The organism is Streptomyces sp. CNX435, from assembly GCF_059570575.1.
This window is the reverse complement of the sequence record NZ_JCANTA010000002.1, coordinates 53,371-79,846: the sequence shown is the minus strand read 5'-3', so window position 1 is coordinate 79,846 and position 26,476 is coordinate 53,371. Positions and strand designations below refer to the sequence as shown.

The 26,476-nt window shown below is 72.9% G+C and carries 22 protein-coding genes; 6 read left to right on the top strand and 16 right to left on the bottom strand.

The annotated features are described in order from the left end of the window. Nucleotides 1-3: 3 nt before the first annotated feature. Nucleotides 4-1,410 (bottom strand): glutamine synthetase family protein, encoded by a 1,407-nt coding sequence (locus T328_RS03655; protein ID WP_496494379.1) that lies wholly within the window; start codon nucleotides 1,408-1,410, stop codon nucleotides 4-6. Nucleotides 1,411-1,507: 97 nt separating this feature from the next. On the opposite strand from T328_RS03655, the gene T328_RS03650 reads away from it, so the two are divergent. From T328_RS03650 to T328_RS03640, 3 genes are all read left to right on the top strand, one after another. Then, on the top strand, nucleotides 1,508-2,248 hold the full coding sequence (locus T328_RS03650; RefSeq protein WP_496494378.1) for a FadR/GntR family transcriptional regulator: 741 nt from the start codon (nucleotides 1,508-1,510) through the stop codon (nucleotides 2,246-2,248). A gap of 141 nt (nucleotides 2,249-2,389) precedes the next feature. Further along, nucleotides 2,390-3,898: an ethanolamine permease gene (eat, locus tag T328_RS03645; RefSeq protein WP_496494377.1), complete on the top strand. Its 1,509-nt coding sequence runs from the start codon at nucleotides 2,390-2,392 to the stop codon at nucleotides 3,896-3,898. Between the two features lie 15 nt (nucleotides 3,899-3,913). Then, nucleotides 3,914-4,606, top strand: a complete 693-nt coding sequence (locus tag T328_RS03640; RefSeq protein ID WP_496494376.1) for a gamma-glutamyl-gamma-aminobutyrate hydrolase family protein — start codon at nucleotides 3,914-3,916, stop codon at nucleotides 4,604-4,606. Nucleotides 4,607-4,624: 18 nt separating this feature from the next. Here T328_RS03640 and T328_RS03635 read toward each other — a convergent pair whose 3' ends face one another. Together T328_RS03635 and T328_RS03630 are read right to left on the bottom strand one after the other, a co-directional pair. Next, on the bottom strand, nucleotides 4,625-5,482 hold the full coding sequence (locus T328_RS03635) for an SAM-dependent methyltransferase (RefSeq protein ID WP_496494375.1): 858 nt from the start codon (nucleotides 5,480-5,482) through the stop codon (nucleotides 4,625-4,627). Nucleotides 5,483-5,678: 196 nt separating this feature from the next. Then, the gene (locus T328_RS03630; protein ID WP_496494374.1) at nucleotides 5,679-6,647 is read right to left on the bottom strand and encodes a LysR family transcriptional regulator; all 969 of its coding nucleotides are present in this window, start codon (nucleotides 6,645-6,647) and stop codon (nucleotides 5,679-5,681) included. Between the two features lie 70 nt (nucleotides 6,648-6,717). On the opposite strand from T328_RS03630, the gene T328_RS03625 reads away from it, so the two are divergent. Next, a complete protein-coding gene (locus T328_RS03625) occupies nucleotides 6,718-7,818 on the top strand; it encodes an SLAC1 family transporter (RefSeq protein ID WP_496494373.1) in 1,101 nt (366 codons plus the stop codon). Nucleotides 7,819-7,939: 121 nt separating this feature from the next. On the opposite strand, the gene T328_RS03620 is transcribed toward T328_RS03625, so the two are convergent. Then, complete coding sequence (locus T328_RS03620; RefSeq protein ID WP_496494372.1) at nucleotides 7,940-10,567, bottom strand: ABC transporter permease/substrate binding protein; 2,628 nt, start codon at nucleotides 10,565-10,567, stop codon at nucleotides 7,940-7,942. Beyond that, nucleotides 10,560-11,630: a quaternary amine ABC transporter ATP-binding protein gene (locus T328_RS03615; protein WP_496494371.1), complete on the bottom strand. Its 1,071-nt coding sequence runs from the start codon at nucleotides 11,628-11,630 to the stop codon at nucleotides 10,560-10,562. The genes T328_RS03620 and T328_RS03615 overlap by 8 nt, the downstream gene beginning before the upstream one ends. 220 nt (nucleotides 11,631-11,850) lie before the next feature. Here T328_RS03615 and T328_RS03610 point away from each other — a divergent pair, with 220 nt between their 5' ends. Together T328_RS03610 and T328_RS03605 are read left to right on the top strand one after the other, a co-directional pair. Next, nucleotides 11,851-12,777 (top strand): 5'-3' exonuclease, encoded by a 927-nt coding sequence (locus tag T328_RS03610; protein WP_496494370.1) that lies wholly within the window; start codon nucleotides 11,851-11,853, stop codon nucleotides 12,775-12,777. Nucleotides 12,778-12,885: 108 nt separating this feature from the next. Continuing rightward, nucleotides 12,886-13,761 (top strand): siderophore-interacting protein, encoded by an 876-nt coding sequence (locus tag T328_RS03605; RefSeq protein WP_496494369.1) that lies wholly within the window; start codon nucleotides 12,886-12,888, stop codon nucleotides 13,759-13,761. 114 nt (nucleotides 13,762-13,875) lie between these two features. Here the strand turns inward: T328_RS03605 and T328_RS03600 are convergent, their stop codons facing one another. The 11 genes from T328_RS03600 to pafA form a co-directional block, all read right to left on the bottom strand. After that, entirely contained in the window at nucleotides 13,876-15,429 is a 1,554-nt protein-coding gene (locus T328_RS03600) for an oxidoreductase (protein ID WP_496494368.1), read from the bottom strand. A 37-nt stretch (nucleotides 15,430-15,466) separates the two neighbouring features. Then, entirely contained in the window at nucleotides 15,467-18,304 is a 2,838-nt protein-coding gene (locus T328_RS03595) for a DEAD/DEAH box helicase (protein ID WP_496494367.1), read from the bottom strand. Between the two features lie 117 nt (nucleotides 18,305-18,421). Continuing rightward, the gene (locus T328_RS03590; RefSeq protein WP_496494366.1) at nucleotides 18,422-19,312 is read right to left on the bottom strand and encodes a diacylglycerol kinase; all 891 of its coding nucleotides are present in this window, start codon (nucleotides 19,310-19,312) and stop codon (nucleotides 18,422-18,424) included. 17 nt (nucleotides 19,313-19,329) lie between these two features. Beyond that, nucleotides 19,330-20,286: a twin-arginine translocase subunit TatC gene (tatC, locus tag T328_RS03585; protein WP_496494885.1), complete on the bottom strand. Its 957-nt coding sequence runs from the start codon at nucleotides 20,284-20,286 to the stop codon at nucleotides 19,330-19,332. Nucleotides 20,287-20,400: 114 nt separating this feature from the next. After that, a complete protein-coding gene (gene tatA, locus T328_RS03580; protein ID WP_496494365.1) occupies nucleotides 20,401-20,715 on the bottom strand; it encodes a Sec-independent protein translocase subunit TatA in 315 nt (104 codons plus the stop codon). 134 nt (nucleotides 20,716-20,849) lie between these two features. After that, nucleotides 20,850-21,074 (bottom strand): hypothetical protein, encoded by a 225-nt coding sequence (locus tag T328_RS03575; RefSeq protein WP_496494364.1) that lies wholly within the window; start codon nucleotides 21,072-21,074, stop codon nucleotides 20,850-20,852. A gap of 105 nt (nucleotides 21,075-21,179) precedes the next feature. Further along, complete coding sequence (locus tag T328_RS03570; protein WP_496494884.1) at nucleotides 21,180-22,103, bottom strand: helix-turn-helix transcriptional regulator; 924 nt, start codon at nucleotides 22,101-22,103, stop codon at nucleotides 21,180-21,182. A gap of 47 nt (nucleotides 22,104-22,150) precedes the next feature. Next, the gene (locus tag T328_RS03565) at nucleotides 22,151-23,167 is read right to left on the bottom strand and encodes a helix-turn-helix transcriptional regulator (protein WP_496494363.1); all 1,017 of its coding nucleotides are present in this window, start codon (nucleotides 23,165-23,167) and stop codon (nucleotides 22,151-22,153) included. Nucleotides 23,168-23,363: 196 nt separating this feature from the next. Continuing rightward, complete coding sequence (locus T328_RS03560) at nucleotides 23,364-23,738, bottom strand: FKBP-type peptidyl-prolyl cis-trans isomerase (protein WP_496494362.1); 375 nt, start codon at nucleotides 23,736-23,738, stop codon at nucleotides 23,364-23,366. A 264-nt stretch (nucleotides 23,739-24,002) separates the two neighbouring features. Further along, nucleotides 24,003-24,986, bottom strand: a complete 984-nt coding sequence (locus tag T328_RS03555; protein WP_496494883.1) for an FKBP-type peptidyl-prolyl cis-trans isomerase — start codon at nucleotides 24,984-24,986, stop codon at nucleotides 24,003-24,005. Between the two features lie 127 nt (nucleotides 24,987-25,113). Further along, the gene (gene pafA, locus T328_RS03550) at nucleotides 25,114-26,475 is read right to left on the bottom strand and encodes a Pup--protein ligase (RefSeq protein ID WP_496494361.1); all 1,362 of its coding nucleotides are present in this window, start codon (nucleotides 26,473-26,475) and stop codon (nucleotides 25,114-25,116) included. Between the last annotated feature and the right edge of the window lies 1 nt (nucleotide 26,476).

Below are 26,476 nucleotides of genomic sequence, written 5' to 3'. Positions count from 1 at the left end.
ACCTCACATGCGCTCGAAGGACCGGAAGCGTTCCCAGTCGGTGACGGCGGTGTCGTACGCCTCCTGCTCGACCCGCGCCATGTTGCGGTAGTGCCGGACGACGTCCTCGCCGAACGCCTCGCGGGCGAGCGTGCTGCTGCTCCACAGCTCGGCGGCGTCCCGGAGGGTGGCGGGGACGTGTGCGGCGTCGCCGGCGTAGGCGTTGCCGGTGCAGGGCTCGGGGAGTTCGAGCTTGTGCTCGACGCCGTGCAGCCCGGCGGCGATCATCCCGGCGACGGCGAGGTAGGGGTTGACGTCGCCACCGGGCAGCCGGTTCTCCAGCCGCAGCGAGCCGCCGTGGCCGATGACGCGGATCGCGCAGGTGCGGTTGTCGGGGCCCCAGGCGACGGCGGTGGGGGCGAAGGAGCCGGGGCGGAAGCGCTTGTAGGAGTTGATGTTGGGGGCGTAGAGGAGGGTCAGCTCGGGCAGGCAGGCGAGCTGGCCGGCGACGAAGTGGCGCATGGTCGCGGACATCCCGTACGGGTCGGACCCGGCGTCGGACCGGTCGCCGGACCCGTCGCCGGGCGCGGCGAAGACGGGGGTGCCGTCGGCGTCGCGTACGGACAGGTGGATGTGGCAGGAGTTGCCCTCGCGCTCGTCGTACTTGGCCATGAAGGTCAGCGCCGTGCCCTCCTGGGCGGCGATCTCCTTGGCGCCGGTCTTGTAGATGCTGTGCTGGTCGCAGGTGGTCAGCGCGTCGGCGTAGCGGAAGGCGATCTCGTGCTGGCCGAGGTTGCACTCGCCCTTCGCGGACTCCACGGTCATGCCGGCGGCGCCCATCTCGTTGCGGATGCGGCGCAGCAGGGGCTCGATGCGGCCGGTGCCGAGGACGGAGTAGTCCACGTTGTACTGGTTGGCGGGGGTCAGGCCGCGGTACGCGCTGTTCCACGCCTGCTCGTACGTGTCCTGGAAGACCATGAACTCCAGCTCCGTGCCCGCGTACGCGGTCCAGCCGCGGGCGGCGAGCCGGTCGAGCTGGCGCCGCAGTATCTGCCGCGGCGAGGCGGGGACGGGCGAGCCGTCGTGCCAGGCGAGGTCGGCGGTGACCATGGCGGTGCCGGGGTGCCACGGGATGCGGCGCAGGGTGGCGAGGTCGGGGTGCATGGCGAAGTCGCCGTAGCCGCGCTCCCAGGACGACATGTCGTAGCCGTCGACGGTGTTCATGTCGGCGTCCACGGCCAGCAGGTAGTTGCAGCCCTCGGTGCCGTGCGCCAGGACCTCGTCGACGAAGAAGGGGGCGGCGAAGCGCTTGCCCTGCAGCCTGCCCTGCATATCCGTGAAGGCCAGGACGACGGTGTCGAGTTCGCCGGCGTCGACGAGTCGGCGCAGCTCGGTCACGGGCAGCGCGGGGGTGCGGTCGGAGTCGGTCACGGGCGCGGTCTCCTCTTCTGCGGGCGTCTTAAGGTATGCACGATTACCTTTGATTGGGAAGTGGGCCGGGGCAGTGGGCCGGGAGAGCGGGGGCGGAATGGGAGCGTTCAGCGGCGCGGCGGCCGGCGACGGGCTGCGGACCGTACTGCGCCCGGTGCGCGCGGGCAACGGCTTCGAGGAGGCGCTGGAGCAGATACTGCAGGTGCTGCGCCTGGGCCTGGTCCCGCCGGGCGAGCGGCTGCCCGCGGAGCGCGAGTTGGCCGAGCGGCTGCGGATCAGCCGGGCGACGCTGCGGGACGTGCTGAAGGTGCTGCAGGACGAGGGGCTGGTGGAGAGCCGCCGGGGGCGCTACGGGGGCACGTTCGTACGGGAGCGCACGACCGCGCGGCGCGACGCGCAGGAGGAGCTGCGCCGGCGCACGGAACGTACGGACCTGGAGGACGTACTCCGCTTCCGCGAGGTGCTGGAGACGGGTGCCGCGGAGCTGTGCGCCGGCACCGGGCTCACGCCGGAGCAGCGGGCACGGCTGCGCGCCGCGCTGGAGGCGACGCAGGACGCGCCGCTGGCCGACTACCGGCGGCTGGACACCCTGCTGCACCTGACCCTGGCCGAGCTGGCCGGCTCCGCGCGGCTCGCCGCGCAGTACGCGGCCGTACGGGCCACCGTCAACGAGCTGTTGGACTGCATCCCGCTGCTGGTCAGAAACCTGGAGCACAGCCAGGCGCAGCACGCCGCGCTCGTCGGCGCGGTGCTCGGCGGAGAGTCGGACGCCGCCCGCGAGGTGATGCGGGAGCACTGCGCCGGCACCGCGGCGCTGCTGCGCGGGTTCCTGGGCTGAGCGCCGCCGCGGACCCGGGGCCCGGGGGCGGCGTTACAGGACGTTCATGCACGGGGCTTGCGCTCGTCACGTCAGCGCCGCAAAGGTATGGGGCCACACCATTGCTGGGTTCCCACCGTCCGTTGAGGCAGGAGCGGCACCATGAGCGAAGACACCGAGTCCCGCACCGCACCGCCCGGCCCCCGCGCCGCTCCCGACGGCGCCTCGGGTCCCGTCGCGGACGCCGCCGCGGACGCCGCCGCGGACGCGGCCTACCTGGAGCGCCGCGCGCTGCGCGCCGGCAGCGCCGGGCCGCTGCTGCTCACCGGCCTCGGCGTGGCGTACGTCGTCTCCGGCGACTTCTCCGGCTGGAACTTCGGCCTGGCGGAGGGCGGTTTCGGCGGCCTGGCCATCGCCGCGCTGCTCATGGGCGTGATGTACACCTGCCTGGTGTTCGCCCTCGCCGAGCTGGCCGCCGTCCTGCCCACGGCCGGCGGCGGCTACGGCTTCGCCCGCAAGGCCCTCGGCCCCTGGGGCGGGTTCATGACCGGCACGGCGATCCTCATCGAGTACGTCCTCGCGCCGGCCGCGATCGTCATCTTCATCGGCGACTACGTCGAGTCGCTGGAGCTGTTCGGGCTCACCTCCGGCTGGCCCGTCTACCTCGCCTGCTTCGTGATCTTCCTCGGCATCCACCTGTGGGGCGTCGGCGAGGCCCTGCGCTTCAGCCTCATAGTGACCGCCGTCGCCGTCGCGGCGCTGCTCATCTTCGCGGTCGGCGCGGTCACGGAGTTCAGCGCCGGCTCGCTCAACGACATCCCCGTCGACGGCGGTGCCTTCGGGGCCAGCTCCTGGCTGCCGTTCGGGATCATGGGCATCTGGGCGGCGTTCCCGTTCGGCATGTGGTTCTTCCTCGGCGTCGAGGGCGTGCCGCTGGCCGCGGAGGAGACCAGGGACCCGTCCCGCACGCTGCCGCGCGCGATGGCCTGGGCGATGGGGATCCTGCTGCTGCTCGCCGTCGTCACCTTCATCACCGCGGCCGGCGCCCGCGGCTCGGCGGCCGTGCAGGACGCGGGCAACCCGCTGGTCGAGGCGCTGCAGCCGGACGGCGAGGCGACCGCGCTGAGCCGGTTCGTCAACTACGCGGGCCTCGCCGGGCTCGTCGCCTCGTTCTTCTCGCTCATCTACGCCGGTTCGCGGCAGCTCTTCGCGCTCTCCCGGGCCGGCTACCTGCCCCGCGCCCTCTCCCTCACCTCCCGCCGCAAGGCCCCGTACCTGGGCCTGCTGGTGCCCGGCGCGATCGGCTTCGCGCTGGCCGCCGCGACCGGGGACGGGGCGCGGATGCTGAACGTCGCGGTGTTCGGGGCCACCATCTCGTACGCCCTGATGGCGCTCTCGCACATCGTGCTGCGCCGCCGCGAGCCGGAGCTGCACCGGCCGTACCGCACGCCCGGCGGGGCGGTGACCTCCGCGGTGGCGTTCGTGCTCGCGCTGTCGGCGCTGGTGGCCACGTTCCTGGTGGACAAGTGGGCGGCGATGATCGCGGGCTGCGTATACGCGGTGGCCGTGGGATATTTCGCCCTCTACAGTCGGCACCGTCTGGTCGCGGCGGCGCCCGAGGAGGAGTTCGCGGCGCTGGCCGCGGCCGAGGCGGAACTCGAACGCTCCTAAGGTGAGGAAGAACCGATGACCCGGCCCCTGATCGGCATCTCCACCTACCTCGTCGACGAGGCCCGGTGGGGCCGGTGGCAACTGCCCGCCGCACTGCTGCCCGCCGGCTACCACCGCCTCGCCCAGCGCGCCGGCGGCCTGCCGGCGCTGCTCCCGCCGGACGACCCGGCCCGCGCGGCGGAGACGCTGCGCCGCCTCGACGGCCTGGTCGTCACCGGCGGCCCGGACCTGGACCCCGCCCGCTACGGCGCGGCCCCGGACCCGCGCACGGACGAGCCCACCCCGACGTCGCGGGAGCGCGACGCCTGGGAACTGGCCCTGATCGACGCGGCGCTGGCGGCGGAGCTGCCGCTGCTGGGGATCTGCCGCGGGTCGCAGCTGCTGAACGTCGCGTGCGGCGGCACGCTGCGGCAGCACATGGAGGGCCACCACGAACAACCGGGCGTCTTCGGCGAGCACGAGATCAAGCCGGTCCCGGGCACCCGGCTCGCCGCGCTGCTGCCGGAGGCGGTGACGGTCCCGGCGTACCACCACCAGGCGGTGGCGGAGCTGGGCGACGGCGTCATCGCGTCCGCGTACGCGGCGGACGGCGTGGTGGAGGCGGTGGAGCTGCCGGACGCCGGGAACTTTGCGCTGGGGGTGCAGTGGCACCCGGAGATGGGCGAGGACGTGCGGGTGATGCGGGGGCTGGTGGCGGCGGCGGGCTGAGTGTCCGGGCCGGGTGTCTCAGCCCGCGGGCTTGCGGACGATCCCGCCGTACTCGTAGACGGGCTTGGCGTGCTTCGTCGTGCCGAGGTAGGGCTCCAGCACCGGAGCGACCGGTTCCAGCCGCGGCTGGAACCGGTCCGGACGCCAGTCGACCAGGTCCACGAGCCCCGGCTCGACCGGCTCCAGGCCCTCGACGAGGGCGTCGACCTCGGCGGGCGTCCGGGTCTGCCACGGGATGCCCTTGGCGCGGACGCTCTCGGTCATGGCCGCGCTGGTGGCCGGGTCGTCGGTCGCCACCTGCGAGAGACAGACGCAACTGCCGGGCCGGACGCGGTCGAGGACGGTGTTCAGTACGCCGACGGGGTCGTCGGCGTCGGGGACGTGGTGCATCACCGACAGGTAGAGCACGCCCAGCGGCTCGTCGAAGTCGATGAGCCGGGTGACGGCCGGGTCGTCGAGGATGGTGGCGGGGTCGCGCAGGTCGCCCTTGACGACGACGGTGGAGGCGTCCTCGGCGAGGAGCGCGCGGCCGTGGGCGAGGACGACGGGGTCGTTGTCGACGTAGACGACGCGGGCGTCGGGGGCGAAGCGCTGGGCGACCTGGTGGACGTTGTTGTCCGTGGGCAGCCCGCAGCCCATGTCGAGAAACTGCCGGATGCCGGCCTCCTGTACGAGCCAGCGCACGGCCCGGTAGAGGAACAGGCGGTTCTCGCGGGTGATGTCGAGCCCGGCGGGGAACTCCTGGAGCTGCTTGAGGGCGAACTCCCGGTCGACCGCGTAGTTGTCCTTGCCGCCCAGGAGCCAGCCGTATACGCGGGCGGACGTCGGCCGGTCGACGGATACGCCGGGTATGAGGGACTGGTCGTCAGCTGACACCGCGTGCTCCCGCGTCTGTGCGACGCCTTGACGATCAAGGCGGGTGGCAACGAGCGTAATGCAGCGGGGAGTTGGGGGCGGATTCAGCCCCGCCGGGGGTCTCGGGGGCGAAGCCCCGAGGAAGCGGGAAGGGGCGGGCCCGGGGCACCCCAACCCCCACGGCACCGGGTCGACGGACCATCCACACCCGGCCCGCTCACGCCCGTACGGCACCCGCCCCCGCTCCCGGCCCTCCGCGCGTCAGCGACAGGAGGTCACGCGCCGGCCCCGACGGCCGCTCGCCCCGGGGCCACACCGCCCGCAGCGCCCGCGTCAGGTCCAGCCCCGCCACCCCCACCGCCACCAGCCGCCGCGCCGCCACCTCGTCCGCCACCGCCAGCTCCGACAGCACCGCCGGCCCCGCCCCCGTCACCGCCGCCGCCTTCACCGCCGTCGTCGACGCCAGCTCCAGCAGCGGCACGCCCAGCCCGCCGTACGGGGCGAGCGCCGCGTCCAGCACCTGCCGCGTACCCGACCCCTGCTCCCGCAGCACCAGCGCCGCCCCCGCCAACTCCCCCGGCGGCAGCCCGCGACCGCGCCGCCGCGCCCACGGGTGCGACGGCGCGACGACGACCAGCAGCCGGTCGTGGCCGATCACCGCGCCGTCCAACCCCTCCGGCACCCCCGGCCCCTCGACGAACCCCAGGTCCGCCGCCCCCTCCCGCACCTGGGCCGCCACCGCCACGGAGTTCCCGGCCTGCAGCGACACCGCCGTCTCCGGCCGGGCCGCGCGCAGCGCGACCAGCCACCCCGGCAGCAGGTACTCCGCCACCGTGAGGCTCGCCGCCACCCGCAGCCGCGAGTCGCGCCGCGCGCGCAGCGCCTGCGCGCCGGCGTCGAACGCCTCCGCGGCCTCCACCACCCGCCGGGCCCACTCCGTGACGACGCCGCCCGCCTCGGTGAGCCGCGACCCGGCCGGCGAGCGGTGCACGAGCGCGACGCCGAGCTGCCGTTCCATGGCGCGGATGCGGGCGCTGGCGGCGGGCTGGCTCACGCCGACGGCCTTCGCCGCCCGCCCGAGGCTGCCCAGCCGGGCGACGGCGAGCAGCAGTTCCAGCGCCGCCAGGTCCGGCACCCGGCGGGCCAGCGACGGCTCCGGGACGCCCGCCCCCTCGTACTCGCTCATAACCCCAGCTTATGAGTCGATAGCAAAGCGGGCTCTACCGGGCGCCCGCGGCCCCCGCGAGGCTGGGGCCATGGCCGCCACCACGCTCGTCCGCCCCCGCACCACCGCGCGCGTCCGGCGCCGGCTGTCCACCCGCGACCTGGGCCCGAACTGGTACGCCGGCGTCATGGGCACCGCCGTCGTCGCCACCGCCGGCGCCGCGGTCGGCCTGCCGGCCGCCGCGCTCGTGCCCGTCTGGGCGCTCTCCGCCGTCCTCCTCGGCGCGCTCCTGGCCGCCCGCGCCGTGCACTGGGCCCGGCACACCGACCGCGCCCGCGAGCACCTCGCCGATCCGGCGGTCGCGCCGTTCTACGGGTGCCTGTCGATGGCCCTGCTCGCGGTGGGCGCCGCGACGGCCGCCGCGGGCGCGCGCGTGACCGGCGCGGACGCGGCGTTCGCGGGGCAGGCCGCGCTGTGGGTGGCGGGCACGGCGGTGGGGCTGGTGGCGGCTGTCGCCGTGCCGTATCTGATGGTCGTACGCCACCGGGTGCGGCCCGGCGACGCCTCCCCGGTGTGGCTGCTGCCGGTGGTGGCGCCGATGGTGTCGGCCGCCACGGGCCCGGCGCTGGCGCCGCGGCTGCCGGCGGGGCAGTGGCGGGAGTCGCTGGTGCTGGGCTGCTTCGCGATGTTCGGGATGAGCCTGCTGGCGACACTGCTGATGCTGCCGCTGGTCTTCGCCCGGCTGGTGGAGCGGGGACCGCTGCCGCTCGCGCTGACGCCGGCGCTCTTCCTGGTGCTGGGGCCGCTCGGGCAGTCGACGACGGCGGCGGGCGCGCTGGCGGACGGTTCGGCGGCGGTGCCGGGGGCGTTCGCGACGCTGTACGGGGTGCCGGTGCTGGGCTTCGCGCTGCTGTGGCTGGCGGTGGCGGGGGCGCTGGTCGTACGGGCCGCGCGGCGCGGCATGCCGTTCGCGCTGACGTGGTGGGCCTTCACGTTCCCGGTCGGCACGTGCGTGACGGGTGCGGCGAGCCTGGCGGAGCACACCGGGCTGACGGCGTTCCGCGGGCTGGCGGCGTTGCTGTACGGGCTGCTGGTGGCGGCGTGGCTGACGGCCACGGTGCGTACGGCGGCGGCGGTGGCCCGCGGCGAACTGCTCGCGGTCCCGCGGCCCGCCGGAGATCCGTCGCCGTAGCCTGAGGCCATGGCAGGCAGGCGCGTGGTCTCCCTGGTGCCGTCGCTGAGCGTGAACGGACGGGCGCCCCGCCGTTCCCCCGGGCGGGGGGACGACGGGGCGCCCGGCGTGCCGGCCGTGGTCAGGACACCGGTGCGATCCGGTCGATGACCTCCGGGTTGTCTTCCATCCACTGACGGGCGGACTCCTTCTCGTTGCCCTCCCCGCCGTTCTGGATCTCGACCTCCAGCGAGGACAGCTCCTCCTCGGAGAGCGTGAAGTCCTTCAGCCACTTGTGGAACTCCGGGAAGTCCTCGGCGAAGTCCTTCTTGGCCACGGTGTGGATGTCGTCGCCCTCGCCCCAGGCCCCCTTCGGGTCCTCCAGCTTGGTCAGGTCCCACTTGCCGTAGGCCCAGTGCGGCGACCACAGCGTGACGACGATGGGCTCCTTCTTGTCGTACGCCCGCTCCAGCTCGGCCAGCATCGAGGAGGTGGACGAGGAGACGACCTCCCAGTCCTCCAGGCCGTACTCGTTCACGACCTTGTCCTTCAGGATCCCCATCATCCCGGCGCTGGCCTCGATGCCGATGATCTTCCCGTCGAACTCGCCCTTGTGATCCTTCAGATCCTCAAGGGACTTGATGTCCTTCATGTACGACGGGACGGACAACTCCAGCGTCGTCGGCCCGTACCAGGAGCCGATGTCGGTGAGATCGTCCCCGAATCTCTCCCAGTACTGCTCGTGCGTGACCGGTAGCCAGGCGTCGAACTGCACGTCCATCTGGCCCTCGGCGAGCGCGGTGTAGAGCGGGCCGGGGTCGAGCTGGTTGACGTTGGCCTTGTAGCCGCGGTCCTCCAGCACGTTCTGCCACAGGTAGGTGGACGCGATGGCCTCGTCCCACGGGAAGTAGCCGAGGTTCACGGTCTTGCCCGCGTCCTTGCCCTCCGTACTGCCGCCACCGCCGTCGGGCAGCGGGGCGATCTTGTCGACATAGCCTTCGTTCTTCTCCAGCCAGTCGCGGACGGCCTGCTGCTCGTTGCCCTCCCCGGCGTCGACGATCATCTCCTCCAGGCCGGTGAGCTCCTTCTCCTTCATGGTGAAGTCGCGCAGCCACTCGGCGACGACGGGCTCGTCCTTCGAGAAGCCCTTGCGCGCCGTGGTGTGCACGTCGTCGCCGGAACCCCAGGCTTCCTTCGGGTCCGCCAGCTTGGTCAGGTCGTACTTGCTGTACGCCCAGTGCGGCGACCACAGCGTGACGACCACCGGCTCCTCGGCCTGGTACGCGCGCTCCAGCTCCGCGAGCATCGAGGAGGTGGACGAGGAGACGACCTCCCAGTCCTCCAGGCCGTACTCGTTCACGACCTTGTCCTTCAGGATCCCCATCATCCCGGCGCTGGCCTCGATGCCGATGATCTTCCCGCTGAACTCGCCCTTGTGATCCTTCAGATCCTCAAGGGACTTGATGTCCTTCATGTACGACGGAACGGACAACTCCAGCGACGTCGGCCCGTACCAGGAGCCCATGTCCTCCATCTTGTCGCCGAACTGGTCCCAGTACTGCTCGTGGGTCACGGGCAGCCAGGCGTCGGTCTGGAAGTCGACCTGCCCCTCGGAGACGGCGGTGAAGAGCGGGCCCGGGTCGAGTTGCTTGGTCTCGGCCTCGAAGCCGCGCTGCTCCAGCACCTCCTTCCACAGGTAGGTGGAGGCGATGCCCTCGTCCCACGGGATGTAGCCGATGTCGATCTTCCGGCCCTCGCCGACATCCGTGGACGCGGCGGCCTGCGGGGTGCCCTCGTCGTCGTCGGAGTCGGCCAGGTTCAGGCCGCCGGCGAGCAGCGCCAGCACCACGACGCCGACGGTGGCGATCGCGGTGGTCGGCTTGTAGTGCAGGAACTTCCACCGGTCGACCGCGGCGGCGGTCCTGGCGAGCGCGCGCCGGCCGAGCGGCGAGACGCGCTCGTTGAGCGCGCCGGTCATCCGGTCCAGGTACATGGCGAGGATGACGACGGCGAGGCCGCTCTCGAAGCCGGTGCCGATGGCGACGCGGGTGACGGCGTTGTAGACGACCTCGCCGAGGCCGCCGCCGCCGACCATGCCGGCGATGACGACCATGGACAGCGCGAGCATGATGACCTGGTTGACGCCGGCCATGATCGTCGGCAGCGCCAGCGGCAGCTGCACGCGGCGCAGCGTGTCGGCGGGCTTGGTGCCGAACGCCTCGGCGGCCTCGACCAGTTCCGCGTCGACCTGCCGGATGCCCAGCTCGGTCATGCGCACGCCGGGCGGCATGGCGAACACGATGGTCGCGATGATGCCCGGGGTGATGCCGATGGAGAAGAAGATGACGCCCGGGATCAGGTAGACGAAGGCGGGCATCGTCTGCATGAAGTCGAGCATCGGCCGGACAGCGGTACTGACGACCTTGTTACGAGCCGCCCAGATGCCCACCGGCACGGCGACCACCACCGTGATCGCGGTGGCGACCAGCACCATCGACAGGGTCTCCATGGCCTCCGGCCACAGCTGCACCGAGTCGATGACGGCGAAGCCGGCGAACGCGAGCACCGCGGGCACCGGGCCGCGCAGCCAGAAGGCGATCACCGCGAAGATGCCGGCCATGACGAGCGGTTCCGGCGCGTCGAGGACGGCGTTGACGCCGTCGTACATGCCCGAGAGGACCGTGTCGATGAAGTCGAAGAGCCAGCCGAGGTGGTCCTTGAGCCAGTCGACGGCCGACTCGACCCGGGATCCGAAGTCGATCTCAGGCACCGGCGATCACCTTTTCGCCCTCGTCGTCGCCGGCCTGGTCGCCGAGGATGGACAGCAGCCGGCCGCGCTCCACGAGGCCGACGAGATCGCCGTCGGCGTCGGTGACACCGACGGCGTCGTCGCCGGTGGCGAACGGGCCGAACAGCTCGGCGACCGGGGTGTCCTCGGTGACGCTGACGGGCGCGGCGGCGCGTAGCTCCTTCGGGGAGAGGCCGTCCTGCGGCTCCTCCATGATCGAGCCGGCGGTGAGTACCCGGGTGCGGTCGACGTCCTCGACGAAGCGGCGGACGTAGTCGTCGGCGGGGCGGACGAGGATGTCCTCGGGGGTGCCTATCTGGACGATGCGGCCGTCGCGCATGACGGCGATGCGGTCGCCCAGGCGCATGGCCTCGTTGAGGTCGTGGGTGATGAAGACGATGGTCTTCTTCAGCTTGGACTGCAGCTCGATGAGCTGGTCCTGCATGTCGCGCCGGATCAGCGGGTCGAGGGCGCTGAAGGACTCGTCCATGAGCAGCAGATCGGCGTTGGTGGCCAGGGCCCGGGCCAGGCCGACGCGCTGCTTCATGCCGCCGGACAGCTCGTCGGGCCAGTGGTGCTCCCAGCCCTCCAGGCCGGTCAGCTCCAGCGCGGCCGCGGCGCGCTTCCACCGCTCCTCCCGGGGTACGCCCTGGACCTCCAGCCCGTACGCGGCGTTCTCCAGGACGCTGCGGTGCGGGAAGAGCGCGAAGTGCTGGAAGACCATGCTGATCTTGGTGGAGCGCACCTCGCGCAGCTGCCCGTCGGTCAGCGACGTCAGGTCCTGGTCGTCGAAGAGCACCCGGCCCGACGTGGCGTCGAGCAGCCCGTTGAGCATGCGCAGCAACGTGGACTTGCCGGAGCCGGAGAGGCCCATGACCACGAATATCTCGCCCGGCTCGACGGTGAACGAGGCATCCACCACCGCCGCCGTCGTGCCGTTCCTGCGAAGTTCTTCGCGGTCCTCGCCCGCCGCTAGCTTGGCGACCGCGTCTTCTGGCCGTTTACCGAACACCTTGTACAGGTGCTCCGCCTGGAGCCTGCTCACATACACCTCACGCTTCGAACGGAAAAATCGACCTGCATCCCCCGTCGGCAGGTCGCGGAGTGACGCGGGTTCTGCCCGTATGCTTACCGAATTGTCCTTGTATAGACCATCGGTTCACTCCACTTCCGCCGCTGCCCAGGATGGCAATGTCCAAACCATTGCGTGATCCAGTTCACATTGTGATCGCGTTTGGTCGCGGCGTATGCGGCATCATCAGGGGATGACCCGACGCCTGATGCTGCTCGACACGGCCAGCCTCTACTTCCGCGCGTACTTCGGCGTACCGGAATCGGTCACGGCCCCGGACGGCACCCCCGTGAACGCGGTGCGGGGGCTGCTCGACTTCATCTCCCGGCTCGTCGCCGACCACCGCCCGGACGACCTCGTCGCGTGCATGGACGCCGACTGGCGGCCGCAGTGGCGGGTGGACCTCATCCCCTCGTACAAGGCGCACCGGGTCGCCGAGGAGCACCCCGGGGAGGCCGAGGCGGACGAGGAGGTGGTGCCGGACACGCTGTCGCCGCAGGTGCCGGTGATCGAGGAGGTGCTGGACGCCCTCGGCATCGCGCGGGTGGGGGTGGCCCCGTACGAGGCGGACGACGTGATCGGCACGCTCACGGCGCACGCGGCCGGGCCCGTGGACATCGTCACCGGCGACCGCGACCTGTTCCAGCTGATCGACGACGGCCGCGGGGTGCGGGTGGTCTACCCCGTCAAGGGCGTCGGCAACGCCACCGTCATGGACGGCGCGGCGCTGCGCGAGAAGTACGGCGTCGACGGCTCCGGCTACGCCGACCTCGCCCTGCTGCGCGGCGACCCCAGCGACGGCCTGCCGGGCGTGCCGGGCATCGGCGAGAAGACGGCGGCGAAGCTGCTCGACGCGTACGGCGACCTCGCCGGCATCATGGCCGCCGCCGCCGACCCCGCCTCCCGGCTCACCCCGGCGCAGCGGCGCCGGCTCGACGAGGCGCGGGCCTACGTCGCGGTGGCGCCGAAGGTGGTACGGGTCGCCGCGGACGTGCCGCTGCCGGCGTACGACCCGGAGCTGCCGCGGACGCCGCGGGACCCGGAGCGGCTGGCGGCGCTCGGGAAGCACTGGGGGCTCGGGGGCTCGCTGGAGCGGCTGCTGACGACGCTGCGCGGCTGACCGGGGACGGGGCGCCGTCCGGCGGGCGCCGGACGGTTTCCCGTCACGGGCCCGCGACGAAGATGTTAGGTTAGGTAATCCTAACTTCCTCTCGTCCCGGAGGCCCCCGTGGCAGACCGCCCCACCGGCCGGAAGCGCCAGGTCCACACCGCCCGCGTGGTGCGCACGGAGCAACTCACCCCGCACATGGTGCGCGTGGTCCTCGGCGACGAGGAGTTGCCCGGCTTCACTCCGGGCGAGTGGACCGACCACTACGTCAAGCTCCTCTTCCCCGCACCGGGCGCCGTCTACCCGGAGCCGTACGACCTGGACGCCATCCGCCGCGACCTGCCCCGCGACCGCTGGCCGGTGACGCGCACGTACACGGTGCGCAGCTGGGACGCCAAGGCGCGCGAGCTGGCGCTCGACTTCGTCGTGCACGGCGAGAGCGGCGTGGCCGGCCCCTGGGCGCTGCGCGCGCGGCCGGGCGAGGTGGTGCGCTTCCTCGGTCCCGGCGGTGCGTACGCGCCGAGCCCGGCGGCCGACTGGCACCTGCTGGCGGGCGACGAGAGCGCGCTGCCGGCCATCGCCGCCTCGCTGGAGCGCGTGCCCGACGGCGCCGTCGCACACGTGCTGGTGGAGGTCGCCGACGAGGCCGAGCGGCAGCCGCTGGCCGCCCCCGAGGGCGCCGGCGTCACCTGGCTGTACCGCGACGGCCGGCCGGTGGGCCGGGCCCTCGTGGCGGCGGTGCAGGCGCTGGACTTCCCGCCCGGCCGGGTGCACGCCTTCGTGCACGGCGAGGCCGGGATGGTCAAGGAGCTGCGCCGGCACCTGCGGCTGGAGCGGCAGCTGCCGCGCGAGCAGCTGTCGATCTCCGGCTACTGGCGGCTCGGCCACGACGAGGACGGCTGGCAGTCCTCGAAGAAGCAGTGGAACGAGGCCGTCGAGCGCGAGCAGGAGAATGCGGAGCAGGCGGGCGCGGAGGCCCCCGGCTCCGCACCCTGAGTTCCGCCCTCAGCGGTCCCCCGGTCGCCTCAGACGGAGCGCTGGTACTCCCACGTTCGGTGCGGCGCCGTCACCCGGTCACGTCCCGCGGCACGGCACGGCGCGGCCGGCTCGCTACGCCCGCTCCAGGGTCCGGGTCACGCCGGCCACGAGCGCCGTGGTCAGCAGCCAGCCGGTGGCGACGAGCACGTACGAGAGGATCTGCGCCGTCCCGCCGTCCATGTACCAGGACTCGCGCTGGCCGAGGCCGCCGACGGGGATCAGCAGGTCGAGGGCGTAGACGAAGGGGCTGAACTCGGGCCCCTCGTCCGCGCGCACACGCTTGTTGTCCCCCGCGGTGAAGACCAGGCCGCCGAGGAGCGTGAGCCCGGCCAGCCAGAGCCCGGCCAGCCAGGGGCGGTAGCCGAAGCCGACGGTCCCGTCGAGCAGCAGGCTCCAGACGCGGCCGAGGGGGCGCAGGGTGCGGCGGCGGGCGCGCTGCTTGGCGAGCAGCACGCGGCGGGCGTCGTCGACGTGGCCGATCTGCCGGTACCAGGCGGCGAGCTGCTCGTACGGCTGCGGGGCGTAGCCCGCGCCGCGGCGGACCCAGTCGAGCCGGCGGCGTACGGAGTCCTGCCCGGAGGCGGGCCGCTGACCGGCCGGCGCGGGACCCGCCGCCGGGCGCGGAGCCGACGGCGCCGGCGCAGCCGCCGGGGGCTGCGCCGACTGGAGGGAGCCGTACACGAAGCCGTCGAGATGCACGGTGCCGGGCCAGCTGCCGAGGTCGTCGTGGAGCGTGGCCACCTGCGTGCCGCCGAGGAACACCGGCCCGGCGGGCGGAGTGGCCGGAGTGAAGCGGAGGTCGGTCGCGTGCAGCCGGGCGCAGTCGATGCCGGTGCAGTCGCCGAGCTGCGCGCCGTCGAAGGTGAGCAGGTCGGCTATCTGCGCGCCGCGCAGTTCGAGTCGGCCCGCGGCGGAGAAGCCGTCGGTGAGTCGCACGAGGCTGACGTGGGCGTGGTCGAGGGTGAGCGCGAGGCCGTCCGCGGCGCCGGTCCGCGCGCCGTCGAGGAAGAGGCCGCCCGAGAGTCGGGCGCCGATGAGCCGTATCCCGCCGCCGCCGGTGAAGCCGTGGGTGCAGAAGACCGCCCCGTCCACCTCCATCCCGCCGGCGAACAGCGACCAGCCGCCCTCCCCCTCGAACCGGGTGCCGTGCAGGAGGAGTTCGCCGCTGATCCGGGCCTTGGTGGCCAGCAGCGCGCCGGCGACCCGGCACCGCCGCACCGACAGCACACCCTCGACCCTCGCCATGCGGGCGTCGACGCGGGGCAGCACGCTGTCGTCGATGTGGACGCTCGCCGTGGCCGCCGAGGTGAGGACGACCGCCTCGTCCAGGAGGCAGTGTTCCAGCCGCAGCCGGTAGGTCGTCTCCGCCCCGGCCAGGTCCAGCCCTCCGGTGATCCGCGCCCCGGTCAGCCGCAGCGCGGCGATGCCGCCCGGCTGCGGCGGGTGGGCGCCCAGCAGCAGCGCGGCGAGGACCGCGGCCCGTACCGTACGCGCCGGGCCCCAGCCCGCGCCGCCGGCGGGGTCGTCCCGGGCCGCGTCACCGGTGCGCAGGTCGACCCGGCGGCCTGAGGGGAACGCGGCCCACAACTCCCGTTCCGGCGGCGTCAGATCCTCGTGGGAGATCACCCGGGCAGGGTAGTGCCCGGGCGCGGGGGCGGGCCGCTCAGCCCACCGAGCTGTACGCCACGACGCCGCGCAGGAGCTTGTCGACCGCCTTGCGGGCGGCGCCCGCGACCGTGCTCTCGGGGTCGGCCGCGCCGGACAGCTGGCCGAGCACGTCGATCAGCTGCTTGCACCAGCGCACGAAGTCGCCCGGCGGCATGTCCGCCTCGCGCAGCACCTCGTCCAGGCTGCGGCCGCCGGCCCACTGGTACGCGGCCCAGGCGAACCCGAGGTCCGGCTCGCGCTGGCCGACGCCCTCGGTCTGGCTGATCCGGTGGTCCTCCTCCAGGGCGTCGAGGCGGCCCCAGATGCGCACCATGTCGCCCAGGGCCCGCTTGGCGCCGCCGCCGGGGAGCTTCGGCGGCAGCGCGTCGTCGGACTGGCGGGCCTCGTAGACCAGCGCGGAGGCGCAGGCGGCCAGCTCGGCGGGGCCGAGGCCCTCCCAGACGCCCTCGCGCAGGCACTCCGAGGCCAGCAGGTCCAGCTCGCCGTAGAGGCGGGCGAGGCGGCGGCCGTCCCCGGTGACCTGCTCGCCGCCGCGGTCCTCCGCGATGTAGCCCAGCTCGGTGAGGAGGGCGTAGACCCGGTCGAAGGTGCGGGCGATGGTGTTCGTCCGGCCTTCTATGCGGCGCTCCAGCTGGCGGGTGTCGCGCAGCAGCCGGTGGTACCGCTCGGCCCAGCGGGCGTGGTCCTCGCGCTCGCCGCAGCCGTGGCAGGGGTGGGCGCGGATCGCCTTGCGCAGCCGGTCGATCTCGGCGTCGTCGGCGGCGGGGGCGCGCTCCTTGCGGTGCCGCCGGGGCTCCAGGTGGCCGGCCTTGGTGCGCAGCGCGGAGGCGAGGTCGCGGCGGGACTGCGGGCTCTTGGGGTTGAACGACTTGGGGATGCGCATCCGCTCCAGCGGCTCCACCGGCACCGGGAAGTCCATCGCGGCCAGCCGCTTGACCTGCCGGGCGGCGGTGAGCACGAGCGGGCGGGGGCCGTCGTGGTGCTCCAGGCCGCGGTGGCCGTTGGTGCGGCCGGCCGGCGTACCCGGGTCGAGGACGAGGGCGAGGCCGGCGAACTTGCCGGTGGGCACGTGGATCACGTCACCCGGGCGCAGCTTCTCCAGCGAGCCCGCGGCGGCGGCGCGGCGCTGCGCGGTGCCCTGGCGGGCCAGCTCCGTCTCGCGGTCCTTCAGGTCGCGGCGCAGCCGCGCGTACTCCGCGAAGTCGCCGAGGTGGCAGGTCATCGCCGCGCGGTAGCCGGAGAGGCCCTCCTCGTTCTTCTGCACCTGGCGGGAGATGCCGACGACCGACTTGTCGGCCTGGAACTGCGCGAAGGACATCTCCAGCAGCTCGCGCGTACGGTGCCGGCCGAACTGCGCGACGAGGTTGACCGCCATGTTGTACGACGGGCGGAAGGAGGAGCGCAGCGGGTACGTACGGGTGCCGGCCAGGCCCGCGACGTACTCCGGGCTCATGCCGCGCTGCCACAGCACCACGGCGTGGCCCTCGACGTCGATGCCGCGGCGGCCCGCGCGGCCGGTGAGCTGGGTGAACTCGCCCGGTGTGACGTCGGCGTGGGTCTCGCCGTTCCACTTCACCAGCTTCTCCAGCACCACGGAGCGAGCCGGCATGTTGATGCCGAGGGCCAGGGTCTCGGTCGCGAACACCGCCTTGACCAGGCCCTTGGCGAACAGCTCCTCGACGACCTCCTTGAACGTCGGCAGCATGCCGGCGTGGTGCGCGGCGATGCCCCGCTCCAGGCCCTCCAGCCAGTCGAAGTAGCCCAGCACGTGCAGGTCTTCGCGGGGGATCGCGGCCGTACGCAGCTCGGCGATCTCGCGGACCGCGGCGCGCTCGTCCTCCTCGTTGAGCCTGAGGCCCGCGTAGAGGCACTGCTGTACGGCGCCCTCGCAGCCGGCGCGGCTGAAGATGAACGTGATCGCGGGCAGCAGCGCCTCGGCGTCCAGCCGCTCGACGACCTCGACGCGGCTGGGCGTGAAGATCCGGGAGCCGGAGCGGCGCTCGCGCTCGCGGTCGGCCTCGCGGCCCCGGCCGCGGCGGCGGTCCCGGGGGCCGGCCGGGCGCGTGTACTCCTGCCGGGCCAGGCGCAGCAGGTCGGGGTTGACCGCCTTGGCGGGCTCCGGCCGGCCGCCGGCGCCGGTGCGCTCCTCGAAGAGGTCATACATCCGGCGGCCCGCCATCACGTGCTGCCAGAGGGGCACCGGGCGGTGCTCGGAGACGATGACGGCGGTGTCGCCGCGGACGGTGTCGAGCCAGGAACCGAACTCCTCGGCGTTGGAGACCGTGGCCGACAGGGAGACCAGGGTGACGGACTCCGGGAGGTGGATGATCACCTCTTCCCAGACGGCGCCGCGGAAGCGGTCGGAGAGGTAGTGCACCTCGTCCATGACCACGTAGCCGAGGCCGAGGAGGGTCTGGGAGCCGGCGTACAGCATGTTCCGCAGGACCTCGGTGGTCATGACGATCACCGGGGCCTCGGAGTTGATGGTGTTGTCGCCGGTCAGCAGGCCGACGTTCGCCGGGCCGTACCGCCGGACGAGGTCGCCGTACTTCTGGTTGGACAGCGCCTTGATCGGCGTGGTGTAGAAGCACTTGCGGCCGCGCTCCAGGGCGAGGTGCACGGCGAACTCGCCGACGACCGTCTTGCCGGAGCCGGTGGGCGCCGCGACCAGCACGCCCCGGCCGTCCTCCAGGGCACGGCAGGCGTCGAGCTGGAAGGGGTCGAGCGCGAAATCGTACAGCCCGCGGAAGGTGCCGAGTGCGGTGGCTTCCTCGGCGGCCCGGCGGCGGTGCGCCGCGTACGCCTCGGCGGGAGGGATGTGCTCGTCGGTCATCGTGAGTACGAGCCTACCGGGCCCCGCCGACAGCGCACCCGATCTTTCCGGACCACCCCAGGTCAGACGGGGAAAGGCGGCGGGGCCGGGAGCGCGCCCGGGGCGCGTCCGGGCGGCTCAGCGCACCAGCACCCGGGCCGCGCCCGGCACGCACTCCGCGGTCAGCGGCAGCGGCCCCAGCGGCTCCCCGTCCGCGTACCCGGTGACGTCCGCGGCGGCCAGCGACACCTTCGCGGCCCGGTGCACGGTGACGGCCGGATGGGTCAGGTGCGTGCCCTTGTAGACCCGCGGGAAGACCCGCAGCAGCGTGCGCCGGCTGCAGCGGCCGACGACGGTGATGTCGAACAGCCCGTCGTCCATCCGCGCCTCGTGGCAGATCCGCATGCCACCCCCGTACGACGGGCCGTTGCCGACGGCGACGAGCGTCGCCTCCGTCTCGATCTCCGCCCCGTCGTCGAGCCGCATCCTGTACGGGATCGGGCGGAAGGACGCCAGCTCGGCGACCATCGCCGCGTCGTACTTGAACCGGCCGGGGGGCCAGCTCATCCGGTTGCCCCGGTCGTTGACGCGGGAGTCGAAGCCGGAGGCCAGCACCGTGCCGAAGTACGTCTCCCCCACCCGGCCCAGGTCGATCGCCCGGGTGCTGCCGGACTCCAGGGCGCCGACGACGACCTCCGCCGCGGCGGCGGGGTCGCGCACGGGCAGCCCGGTGGCACGGGCGAAGTCGTTGCCGGTGCCGACGGCCACGAGGCCGACGGGGACCTCGGTGCCGGCCACGGCCTGCAGCGCGAGGGCGGCCATGCCGTCGCCGCCGACCGATATGAGCGCCCCGGTGCCCGCGGCGACGGCCTCGCGGGCGCCGGCGAGCGCGGCGTCGGCGTCCCGGCCCTGGACGGTGGTCACCTCGTACCCGGCGTCGCGCAGCGCTTCGGTGATGACGGGGGCGGCCTTGGCGCCCCGGCCGCGCCCCGCGGTGGGGTTGACGAACACGGTGATATCGCTGGTCACCAGCGTGACCCTAGCGGTCAGGTGGCGTCGTCGTAACCATTTCTGCGGGTCGCACCGTCCCCGGCCCCCGCGCCGCTGGCGCCGTCGGCCTCGCCGGTGGCCTGCTCGGGCAGCGCCGCCGAAGCGGTCACGGGCTCCACGTCGCCCACGTCATCGGGGGTGAGGTCGAGGTCGGACGCCTCGTCGTCCGCCGGGCCACGGGCCGCGATACGGGCCCGGCGGCGGTCGTTGAGCAGGGAGAACCCGGTGGCCATGAAGTACAGGACGGTGACCGGGCCGGCCAGGGCGAACATGCCGATCGGGTCGGTGCTCGGGGTAGCGATGGCGCCGAAGGCGACGATGGCCATGATCATCCAGCGCCACCAGCTGAGCATCCGGCGCCCGGTGACGGCGCCGCCCATGTTCAGCATGACGAGGACGAGCGGAAGCTCGAAGGAGAGGCCGAAGACCACGACCATGCGGGTCATCAGGTCGATGTAGTCGGGGATCGGCAGGAAGTTCCTGGTGTTCTCGGGTGTGAACTCCAGGAGCACCTCGGCGGTCACCGGCAGGATGCGGTACGCGAAGAACGCACCGCCGAGGAAGAGCGGCACGCCGACACCGACGAAGCCCAGGGAGTACTTCTTCTCGTTCTGGTGCAGCCCGGGTGCCAAGAAGGCCCACAGCTGGTAGAGCCAGATCGGCGTGGAGAGCACCAGGCCGGTCATGAACGAGACCTTGAGCATGATGGTGAACGGCGCGATGAGGCCGTTCACGGTGAACTCGCCGCAGACTCGCTTCGTGTCCTCGTCGGCGCTGTCACTGAGCTCGGAGAGCCTGTTGGTGGGACAGCCCACCGAGTCGAGCACCGGCGCCATCAGGAAGTCGATGATGTCCCGGTAGAAGAAGAGCGCGACGATCGTGACGAGCAGGATAGCCCCGACGGCTTTCACCAGCCGGTCGCGAAGCTCCCTCAGGTGCTCCGCAAGAGGCATCCGCCCCTCGGGGTCCCTCTCCTTGCGCTCCTTACGGCGGGCAACGCCTAGCAACCCACGTCCTCATCTCGTGCCACGTGGCCGTTCCCGGCCGCGGTGTGCCCCTGCGGATTCTCAGCGCTGCGACTGCGACTGCGACTGCTGCTGCGTCTGCGGCTGCTGGTCGTTCACCTGCGACTCGTTGACCGGGCGGGAGCTGGTCACGTCGCCGGGGGCGGCCTGGATGGTCTTCGGCGCGGGCTGCGGCGGGTCCGCGGGAGCGGCCTCGTCCGCCTTGCCGTCGCTCTTCATGGCCTTGGCCTCGCTCTTGAGGATGCGGGCCGACTTACCCAGCGAACGGGCCATGTCCGGAAGCTTCTTCGCGCCGAACAGCAGGATGATGACGACGAGAATCAGGATGATCTCGGTAGGGCCGAGCCGTCCGAACATAAGCGTCTACCTTCTCACCGAGGCTGCGTGGGTTTGGGCGTGATCGATCGTAACCCGCGGGGGTGAACTCCGGGCAATCCCCCGGCGTACACCGATCGCGGCCCCCGCCTCGCATCGGAGCCGCGATCTGCAGCCTACCTCCCGAAATCCGATCCGGGGAGGTCACCTGCCGACCCCGCCCGCCGGGCCACGTCCGCCGCCGAGCGTTCCAGATCCCGCGTCGCACGGCTGATCTGCTGCGCCGCGTCGTCCAGCCGGCGGGCGAGCCTGCGCACTTCGAGGCCGACGCGGAGGGCGGGAACGGCGATGGCGACGAGGCCGAGGAAACCGAGTGCGACGGCGGTCATGGGCCACAGCATGGGCGAAGCCTAGCCGTCGCGGCGGTCACCGCGGACACCGGGCGTCCGGGCGGCCCCGCGGGCCCGTACACCATGTCCCGCATGCCAGAAAAGGGGCGATTACCCCTAAATGTCGTACGCGGCCAGCGCCTTGACCGCCGCGTCGCGCGCGCTCTCCGCCAGGTCGCCCGGCGAGACGATCCGTCCGTCCCGACCCAGCCGCAGCGCCAGCCGCCGCAGCGACGCGGGGTCCGGGGCGCGCAGCGAGATCCGCAGGCCCCCGTCGGGCAGCTCCTCCGCGCTGTCGTGCGGGTAGTACTCGGCGACCCAACGGCCCCCGGGGCCGACCTCGATGACGACCTCGGGGTCCTCCGCGGACGGCTGGACGATACCCTCGGACAGGTCGCGCAGCTCCACCGGCGGCGGGTCGGCCGGGGCGTCGAGGATACGGATCCCGGCGACCCGGTCGAGGCGGAACGTGCGCCGCGCCTCCGACAGCCGGCACCACGCCTCCACGTACGTGTGCCCGACGGTGACCAGCCGGATCGGATCGATCTCCCGCTCGGTCAGCTCGTCGCGCGACGGCGAGTAGTACCGCAGCCACAGCCTGCGCCGCTCGGAGATGGCCCGGTCGACCTCGGCGAAGACCCCGCCCTCGGACTCGAAGGTCACCGACAGGCTGGAGCTGGCCGCCGCCGACTCGCCGGCCGCGGCCTCCAGCTTCGCGGTGGCCCGGAGCAGCGCCTGCCGGTCGCCGGCGCGCAGCCCCGGCAGCGTGGCGACGGCCCGGGCGGCCACGAGCAGGGCGGTGGCCTCGTCGGCGGCCAGGCGCAGCGGCTCCCCGGTGCCGGTGGACTCGGGGTTGCGGAACCAGATGCGCTCGCCGTCGGTGTCGATGTCGAGCAGGTCGCCGCCGCGGAAGCTCGTACCGCACATGGGCAGCACGTCCAGGTCGGAGATCAGCTCGTCCTCGGTGACGCCGAAGGCGCGGGCGACGTCCGAGAGGTACGCGCCGTTGCGCTCCCGCAGATACGTCACCAGCGACAGCATCCGCCGGGTCTGGTCGATGGCACTCGCCACTGCTCCCCCGCTCCCCCTCAGCCCTTGGCCACGGCGCGCAGCCGGTCGATGACGTCGGCCCGCAGCTCGGCGGGCTCCAGGACGACCACGTCGGGCCCGAACTCCACCAGCCAGGCGTCCAGTCCGTGCCCGTACGGGATCTCCAGGTCGTCCCAGCCGGGGAGCACGGCCTCGCGGATGCCGTACGCACGGGCGCGCAGCGGGTAGCCGGCGCCGGCGCGCAGCCGGATCAGGGCCGAGCGGTCGGCGCTCTCGCCGGCCCAGCGCTCGACGGTCTCACGTACGGTCACGCGGTCCGGCACCTCGGCCGTGAAGCCGCGGCCGCGGTTGCGGACCCGGCCGGTGATGCGGGAGAGCCGGAAGACGCGCTCGGCGTCCCGGCCGCGGTCGTGGCCGACGAGGTACCAGTGGCCGCGCCAGCACTCCAGCTGCCACGGCTCGACGTGCCGATCCTCCGGGCGGGCCGCGTTGGCCTTGCGGTACGGGAAGACGACGGGCCGCCGGTCGCGGCAGGCGAGCATCAGCGGCTCGAACGCCGCCTCGCGTACCGGAATCCGCGGCTCCAGCGCGCTGGCCTGCTCCACCGCGCCGGCCCCGGGGCCGTCGGCGGACCCGGCGAGCGGCATCCCGGCGGCGCGCAGCTTCTGCAGCGCGCCACTGGCCGCGCCGGCCAGCCGGGCCTGCTGCCAGACCTTCGCGGCGACCCCGAGCGCGGCGGCTTCCTCGGCGTCGAGGGTGACGGGCGGCAGCCGGTTGTGGTCCCGGCGCGCCAGATAGCCCGGCTCGCCGTCCAGGCTCTCGACGGTGTCGATGACCATGCCCAGCTCGCGCAGGTCGTCCTTGTCGCGCTCGAACATCCGGTTGAAGGCGTCCTCACCGGAGGTGTCGGAGCCGAACGCCGTCCCGCGACCGGGTCCGAAGGCTTCCACGTAGGCCTCGATGGACGTGCGCAGCTCACGCTTGCTGAGCGGCCGGCCCGTGCCGAGCAGGCACAGCGCCAGGCACATCAGCCGCTCCGCCTTGGCGATCGCCATCGAGGGGGTCTCCTTAGTGCGCGTCCGGGGCGGCGCACGGCCGCCGCCGGCGACCGTCGTCCGCACGTGTCGCTGGTGTTCGCAGATGACGACCGTACTCCGCCCGGGCCCGGCGGCCAAAGCGAAGGCCCTCGCCGTACGGCGAGGGCCCAGGGTCGACGGACCCTTGCGCTGTGCTACGTGCGGACGGCGGCGTTCAGACCGCGACCAGGTCGCAGACGAAGATCAGCGTCTCGCCCGGCTTGATACGGCCGCCGCCGGCGCCGGCCTGACCGTAGGCCAGGTGCGGCGGGATGGTCAGCCGGCGCCGGCCGCCGACCTTCATGCCTGCCACGCCCTGGTCCCAGCCGGGGATGACCTGGCCGGCACCCAGCTGGAACTGCAGCGGCTTGCCGCGGTTCCAGCTGGCGTCGAACTCCTCGCCACTGGAGAAGGCGACCCCGACGTAGTGGACGGAGACGGTGTCACCGGCCTTCGCCTCGGGTCCTTCGCCCTCCCACAGATCCTGGACCTCCAGGTCGGCCGGCGCCGGGCCCTCGGGGAAGTCGACCTCGGGCTTGTCGATGCTCACGGAAGAACACTCCTCGCGCATGAGTGACGGTGACTGGGCTGCCAAGTCTCGCAGACACCCGCGGCCGGCGGTCCCGCCGCCTCCCGGGGGCGTGGCGAGGACGGCCTGTCCGGCGGCACCTCCCCGAGGCCCGCGACGCGCGGCGCGCGCGGTGAACGACACCGGACTCCCCCCGCGGCGGTCCCCCGGTGCTTCGCACACGGGCGGTATCCGCCGCGAGGGCACAGGCGGTGCCGCCGGGCTTCGAGCCGCGCGGGCCGCAGGTCAGACCGTGCCGAGGATGTCGACGACGAAGACCAGCGTCTTCTTCTCCAGCTCGTGGCCCTGGGACTTGCCGTAGCCCAGCTCCGGCGGGATGACCACCAGCACCCGGTCGCCGATCTTCTTGCCCACGAGCGCCTTGTCCCAGCCCTCGACGACCGAGCCGGTCCCGATCTGGAAGGCGGTCGCGCCGGCGTTGTCCCAGGAGGAGTCGAACTTCTTGCCGTCCTCCCAGGCGTAGCCGGTGTACTGGGCGATGAGCCCCTGGCCGGCCTTGACCTCGGCGCCCTTGCCCTTGATGAGGACCTGCTCCTGCAGCTCCTTCGGGGCGTCCGCGCCGTCCGGGATGGTGATCTTCGCGGCCTTGCCCGCGGGGACCTCGATCTCCGGCATGCCGTCGCGCGGCTCGGCGGACTCGCCCTTCAGCTCGGCCTTGGCGTCGACCTTCCCGGCGCCGACGACGTCGATGACCCAGACGAGGCCGTCGCTCTTCCCGATGCCCGACTCGGGGTTGAGGTTCTCGCCCACCAGCGCGCCGGCGGTGCCCTCGACCAGCAGGCGGCTGCCCACGGTGTGGCCGCCGACGGAGTCGAGCACCTGCGGGGGCAGCATCTGGTTCGGCTCGCCGACCTTCCCGATCACCTGCTGGCGCGGGCCGTCGGCGCTCTGCTGGCCGCCCTGGGCGGCGGGCTGGGCCCAGGTGCTGCCCAGGTCCTGGCCGTCCTTCATGGCCTTGCCGGCGAAGTCCAGCCGGACCTGGTCGCCCTTGCCGACCTTGTCCCCGTCGCCCTCGGTGAGGGTCTTGACGACGACCTCGTCGGACGCCTTGGCGTCATCCGGAACGTTCATCTTCGGCTCCTTGCCGAAGTCGCCGGTGACCTTCGTCACGGCGGCGGCCTTGCCGCCCCCGTTGTCCGAGTCCGAGGAGTCGTCGGAGCCGCAGGCTGCGGCGAACAGCAGGGCGGGCACGACGAGCGCCGCCCCCATGCGGGTCATTTTGCGAGGTGTCATGGGTCCAACTCGGGTAGGGGGTCCGGGCAGCTCCGGCCACTCTACGGCCTTCGCGCCCGGATCCCCGTCAACCCCTCTGTCCCGCGGGCATCGCGCGCCCCGCCTACATTCCGGCGATCAGCTTTTCCACCCGGTCGTCCACGGAGCGGAACGGGTCCTTGCACAGCACGGTGCGCTGCGCCTGGTCGTTCAGCTTCAGGTGCACCCAGTCCACGGTGAAGTCCCGGCGCTGCTCCTGGGCCCGGCGGATGAAGTCACCGCGGAGCCTGGCCCGGGTGGTCTGCGGCGGGACCGACTTGGCCTCGAAGATCTTCAGGTCGTTGCAGATCCGGGCCGCCTGGCCGCGCTTCTCCAGCAGGTAGTAAAGCCCGCGGCGGCGGTGGATGTCGTGATATGCGAGGTCTATCTGCGCGATCCGGGGGTGGGAGAGGGTGATGTTGTTCTTCGCCCGGTAGCGCTCGATCAGCTGGTGCTTCATGATCCAGTCGATCTCCGTGCCGACCTTGGCGAGGTCCTGGGAGCGGATTGCCTCCAGGGTGCGCCCCCAGAGTTCCAGGACGCGCTCGACGGTGCCGGTGCGGATGCCGCGGCGCTCGCAGAAGTCCACGGCCTTCTCGTAGTACTCCTGCTGCACCTCCAGCGCGGACGCCTCACGCCCGCTGGCCAGGCGCACCTTGCGCTGCCCGGTCATGTCGTGGCTGACCTCGCGGATGGCCCGGATCGGGTTCTCCAGGGTCAGGTCGCGCATCACGGTGCCGGCCTCGATCATGCGCAGCACGAGGTCGGTGGCGCCGACCTTGAGCAGCATGGTCGTCTCGGACATGTTGGAGTCGCCGACGATGACGTGCAGCCGGCGGTAGCGCTCGGCGTCGGCGTGCGGCTCGTCGCGGGTGTTGATGATGGGCCGGGAGCGGGTCGTGGCGGAGCTGACGCCCTCCCAGATGTGCTCCGCGCGCTGGCTGACGCAGTAGACCGCGCCGCGCGGCGTCTGCAGCACCTTTCCGGCGCCGCAGATCAGCTGCCTGGTGACGAGGAACGGGATGAGGATGTCGGCGAGCCGGGAGAATTCGCCGTGCCGGGCCACCAGGTAGTTCTCGTGGCAGCCGTAGGAGTTGCCGGCGGAGTCGGTGTTGTTCTTGAAGAGGTAGACGTCGCCGGCGATGCCCTCCTCGTGGAGCCGGCGTTCGGCGTCCACGAGGAGGCCCTCGAGGATGCGCTCGCCCGCCTTGTCGTGGGTGACCAGTTCGATGACGTTGTCACACTCGGGAGTTGCGTATTCGGGGTGCGAGCCGACGTCCAGGTACAGCCGTGCGCCGTTGCGCAGGAAGACGTTGCTGCTGCGGCCCCAGGAGACGACTCGGCGGAAGAGATAGCGCGCCACCTCGTCCGGGGACAGGCGGCGCTGCCCTCGGAACGTGCAGGTGACGCCGTACTCGTTCTCAAGCCCGAAGATGCGGCGGTCCATG

Coding starts and splice junctions, on each gene's coding strand:
- T328_RS03610 (WP_496494370.1), top strand. CDS start 11,851: ATGACCCGACGCCTGATGCTGCTCGACACGGCCAGCCTCTACTTCCGC.
- T328_RS03640 (WP_496494376.1), top strand. CDS start 3,914: ATGACCCGGCCCCTGATCGGCATCTCCACCTACCTCGTCGACGAGGCC.
- T328_RS03570 (WP_496494884.1), bottom strand. CDS start 22,103: ATGCTGTCGCTGGTGACGTATCTGCGGGAGCGCAACGGCGCGTACCTC.
- T328_RS03650 (WP_496494378.1), top strand. CDS start 1,508: ATGGGAGCGTTCAGCGGCGCGGCGGCCGGCGACGGGCTGCGGACCGTA.
- T328_RS03555 (WP_496494883.1), bottom strand. CDS start 24,986: ATGGGGGCGGCGCTCGTCGTGCCCGCCCTGCTGTTCGCCGCAGCCTGC.
- T328_RS03630 (WP_496494374.1), bottom strand. CDS start 6,647: ATGAGCGAGTACGAGGGGGCGGGCGTCCCGGAGCCGTCGCTGGCCCGC.
- pafA (WP_496494361.1), bottom strand. CDS start 26,475: ATGGACCGCCGCATCTTCGGGCTTGAGAACGAGTACGGCGTCACCTGC.
- tatA (WP_496494365.1), bottom strand. CDS start 20,715: ATGTTCGGACGGCTCGGCCCTACCGAGATCATCCTGATTCTCGTCGTC.
- T328_RS03565 (WP_496494363.1), bottom strand. CDS start 23,167: ATGGCGATCGCCAAGGCGGAGCGGCTGATGTGCCTGGCGCTGTGCCTG.
- tatC (WP_496494885.1), bottom strand. CDS start 20,286: ATGCCTCTTGCGGAGCACCTGAGGGAGCTTCGCGACCGGCTGGTGAAA.
- T328_RS03575 (WP_496494364.1), bottom strand. CDS start 21,074: ATGCTGTGGCCCATGACCGCCGTCGCACTCGGTTTCCTCGGCCTCGTC.
- eat (WP_496494377.1), top strand. CDS start 2,390: ATGAGCGAAGACACCGAGTCCCGCACCGCACCGCCCGGCCCCCGCGCC.
- T328_RS03625 (WP_496494373.1), top strand. CDS start 6,718: ATGGCCGCCACCACGCTCGTCCGCCCCCGCACCACCGCGCGCGTCCGG.
- T328_RS03595 (WP_496494367.1), bottom strand. CDS start 18,304: ATGACCGACGAGCACATCCCTCCCGCCGAGGCGTACGCGGCGCACCGC.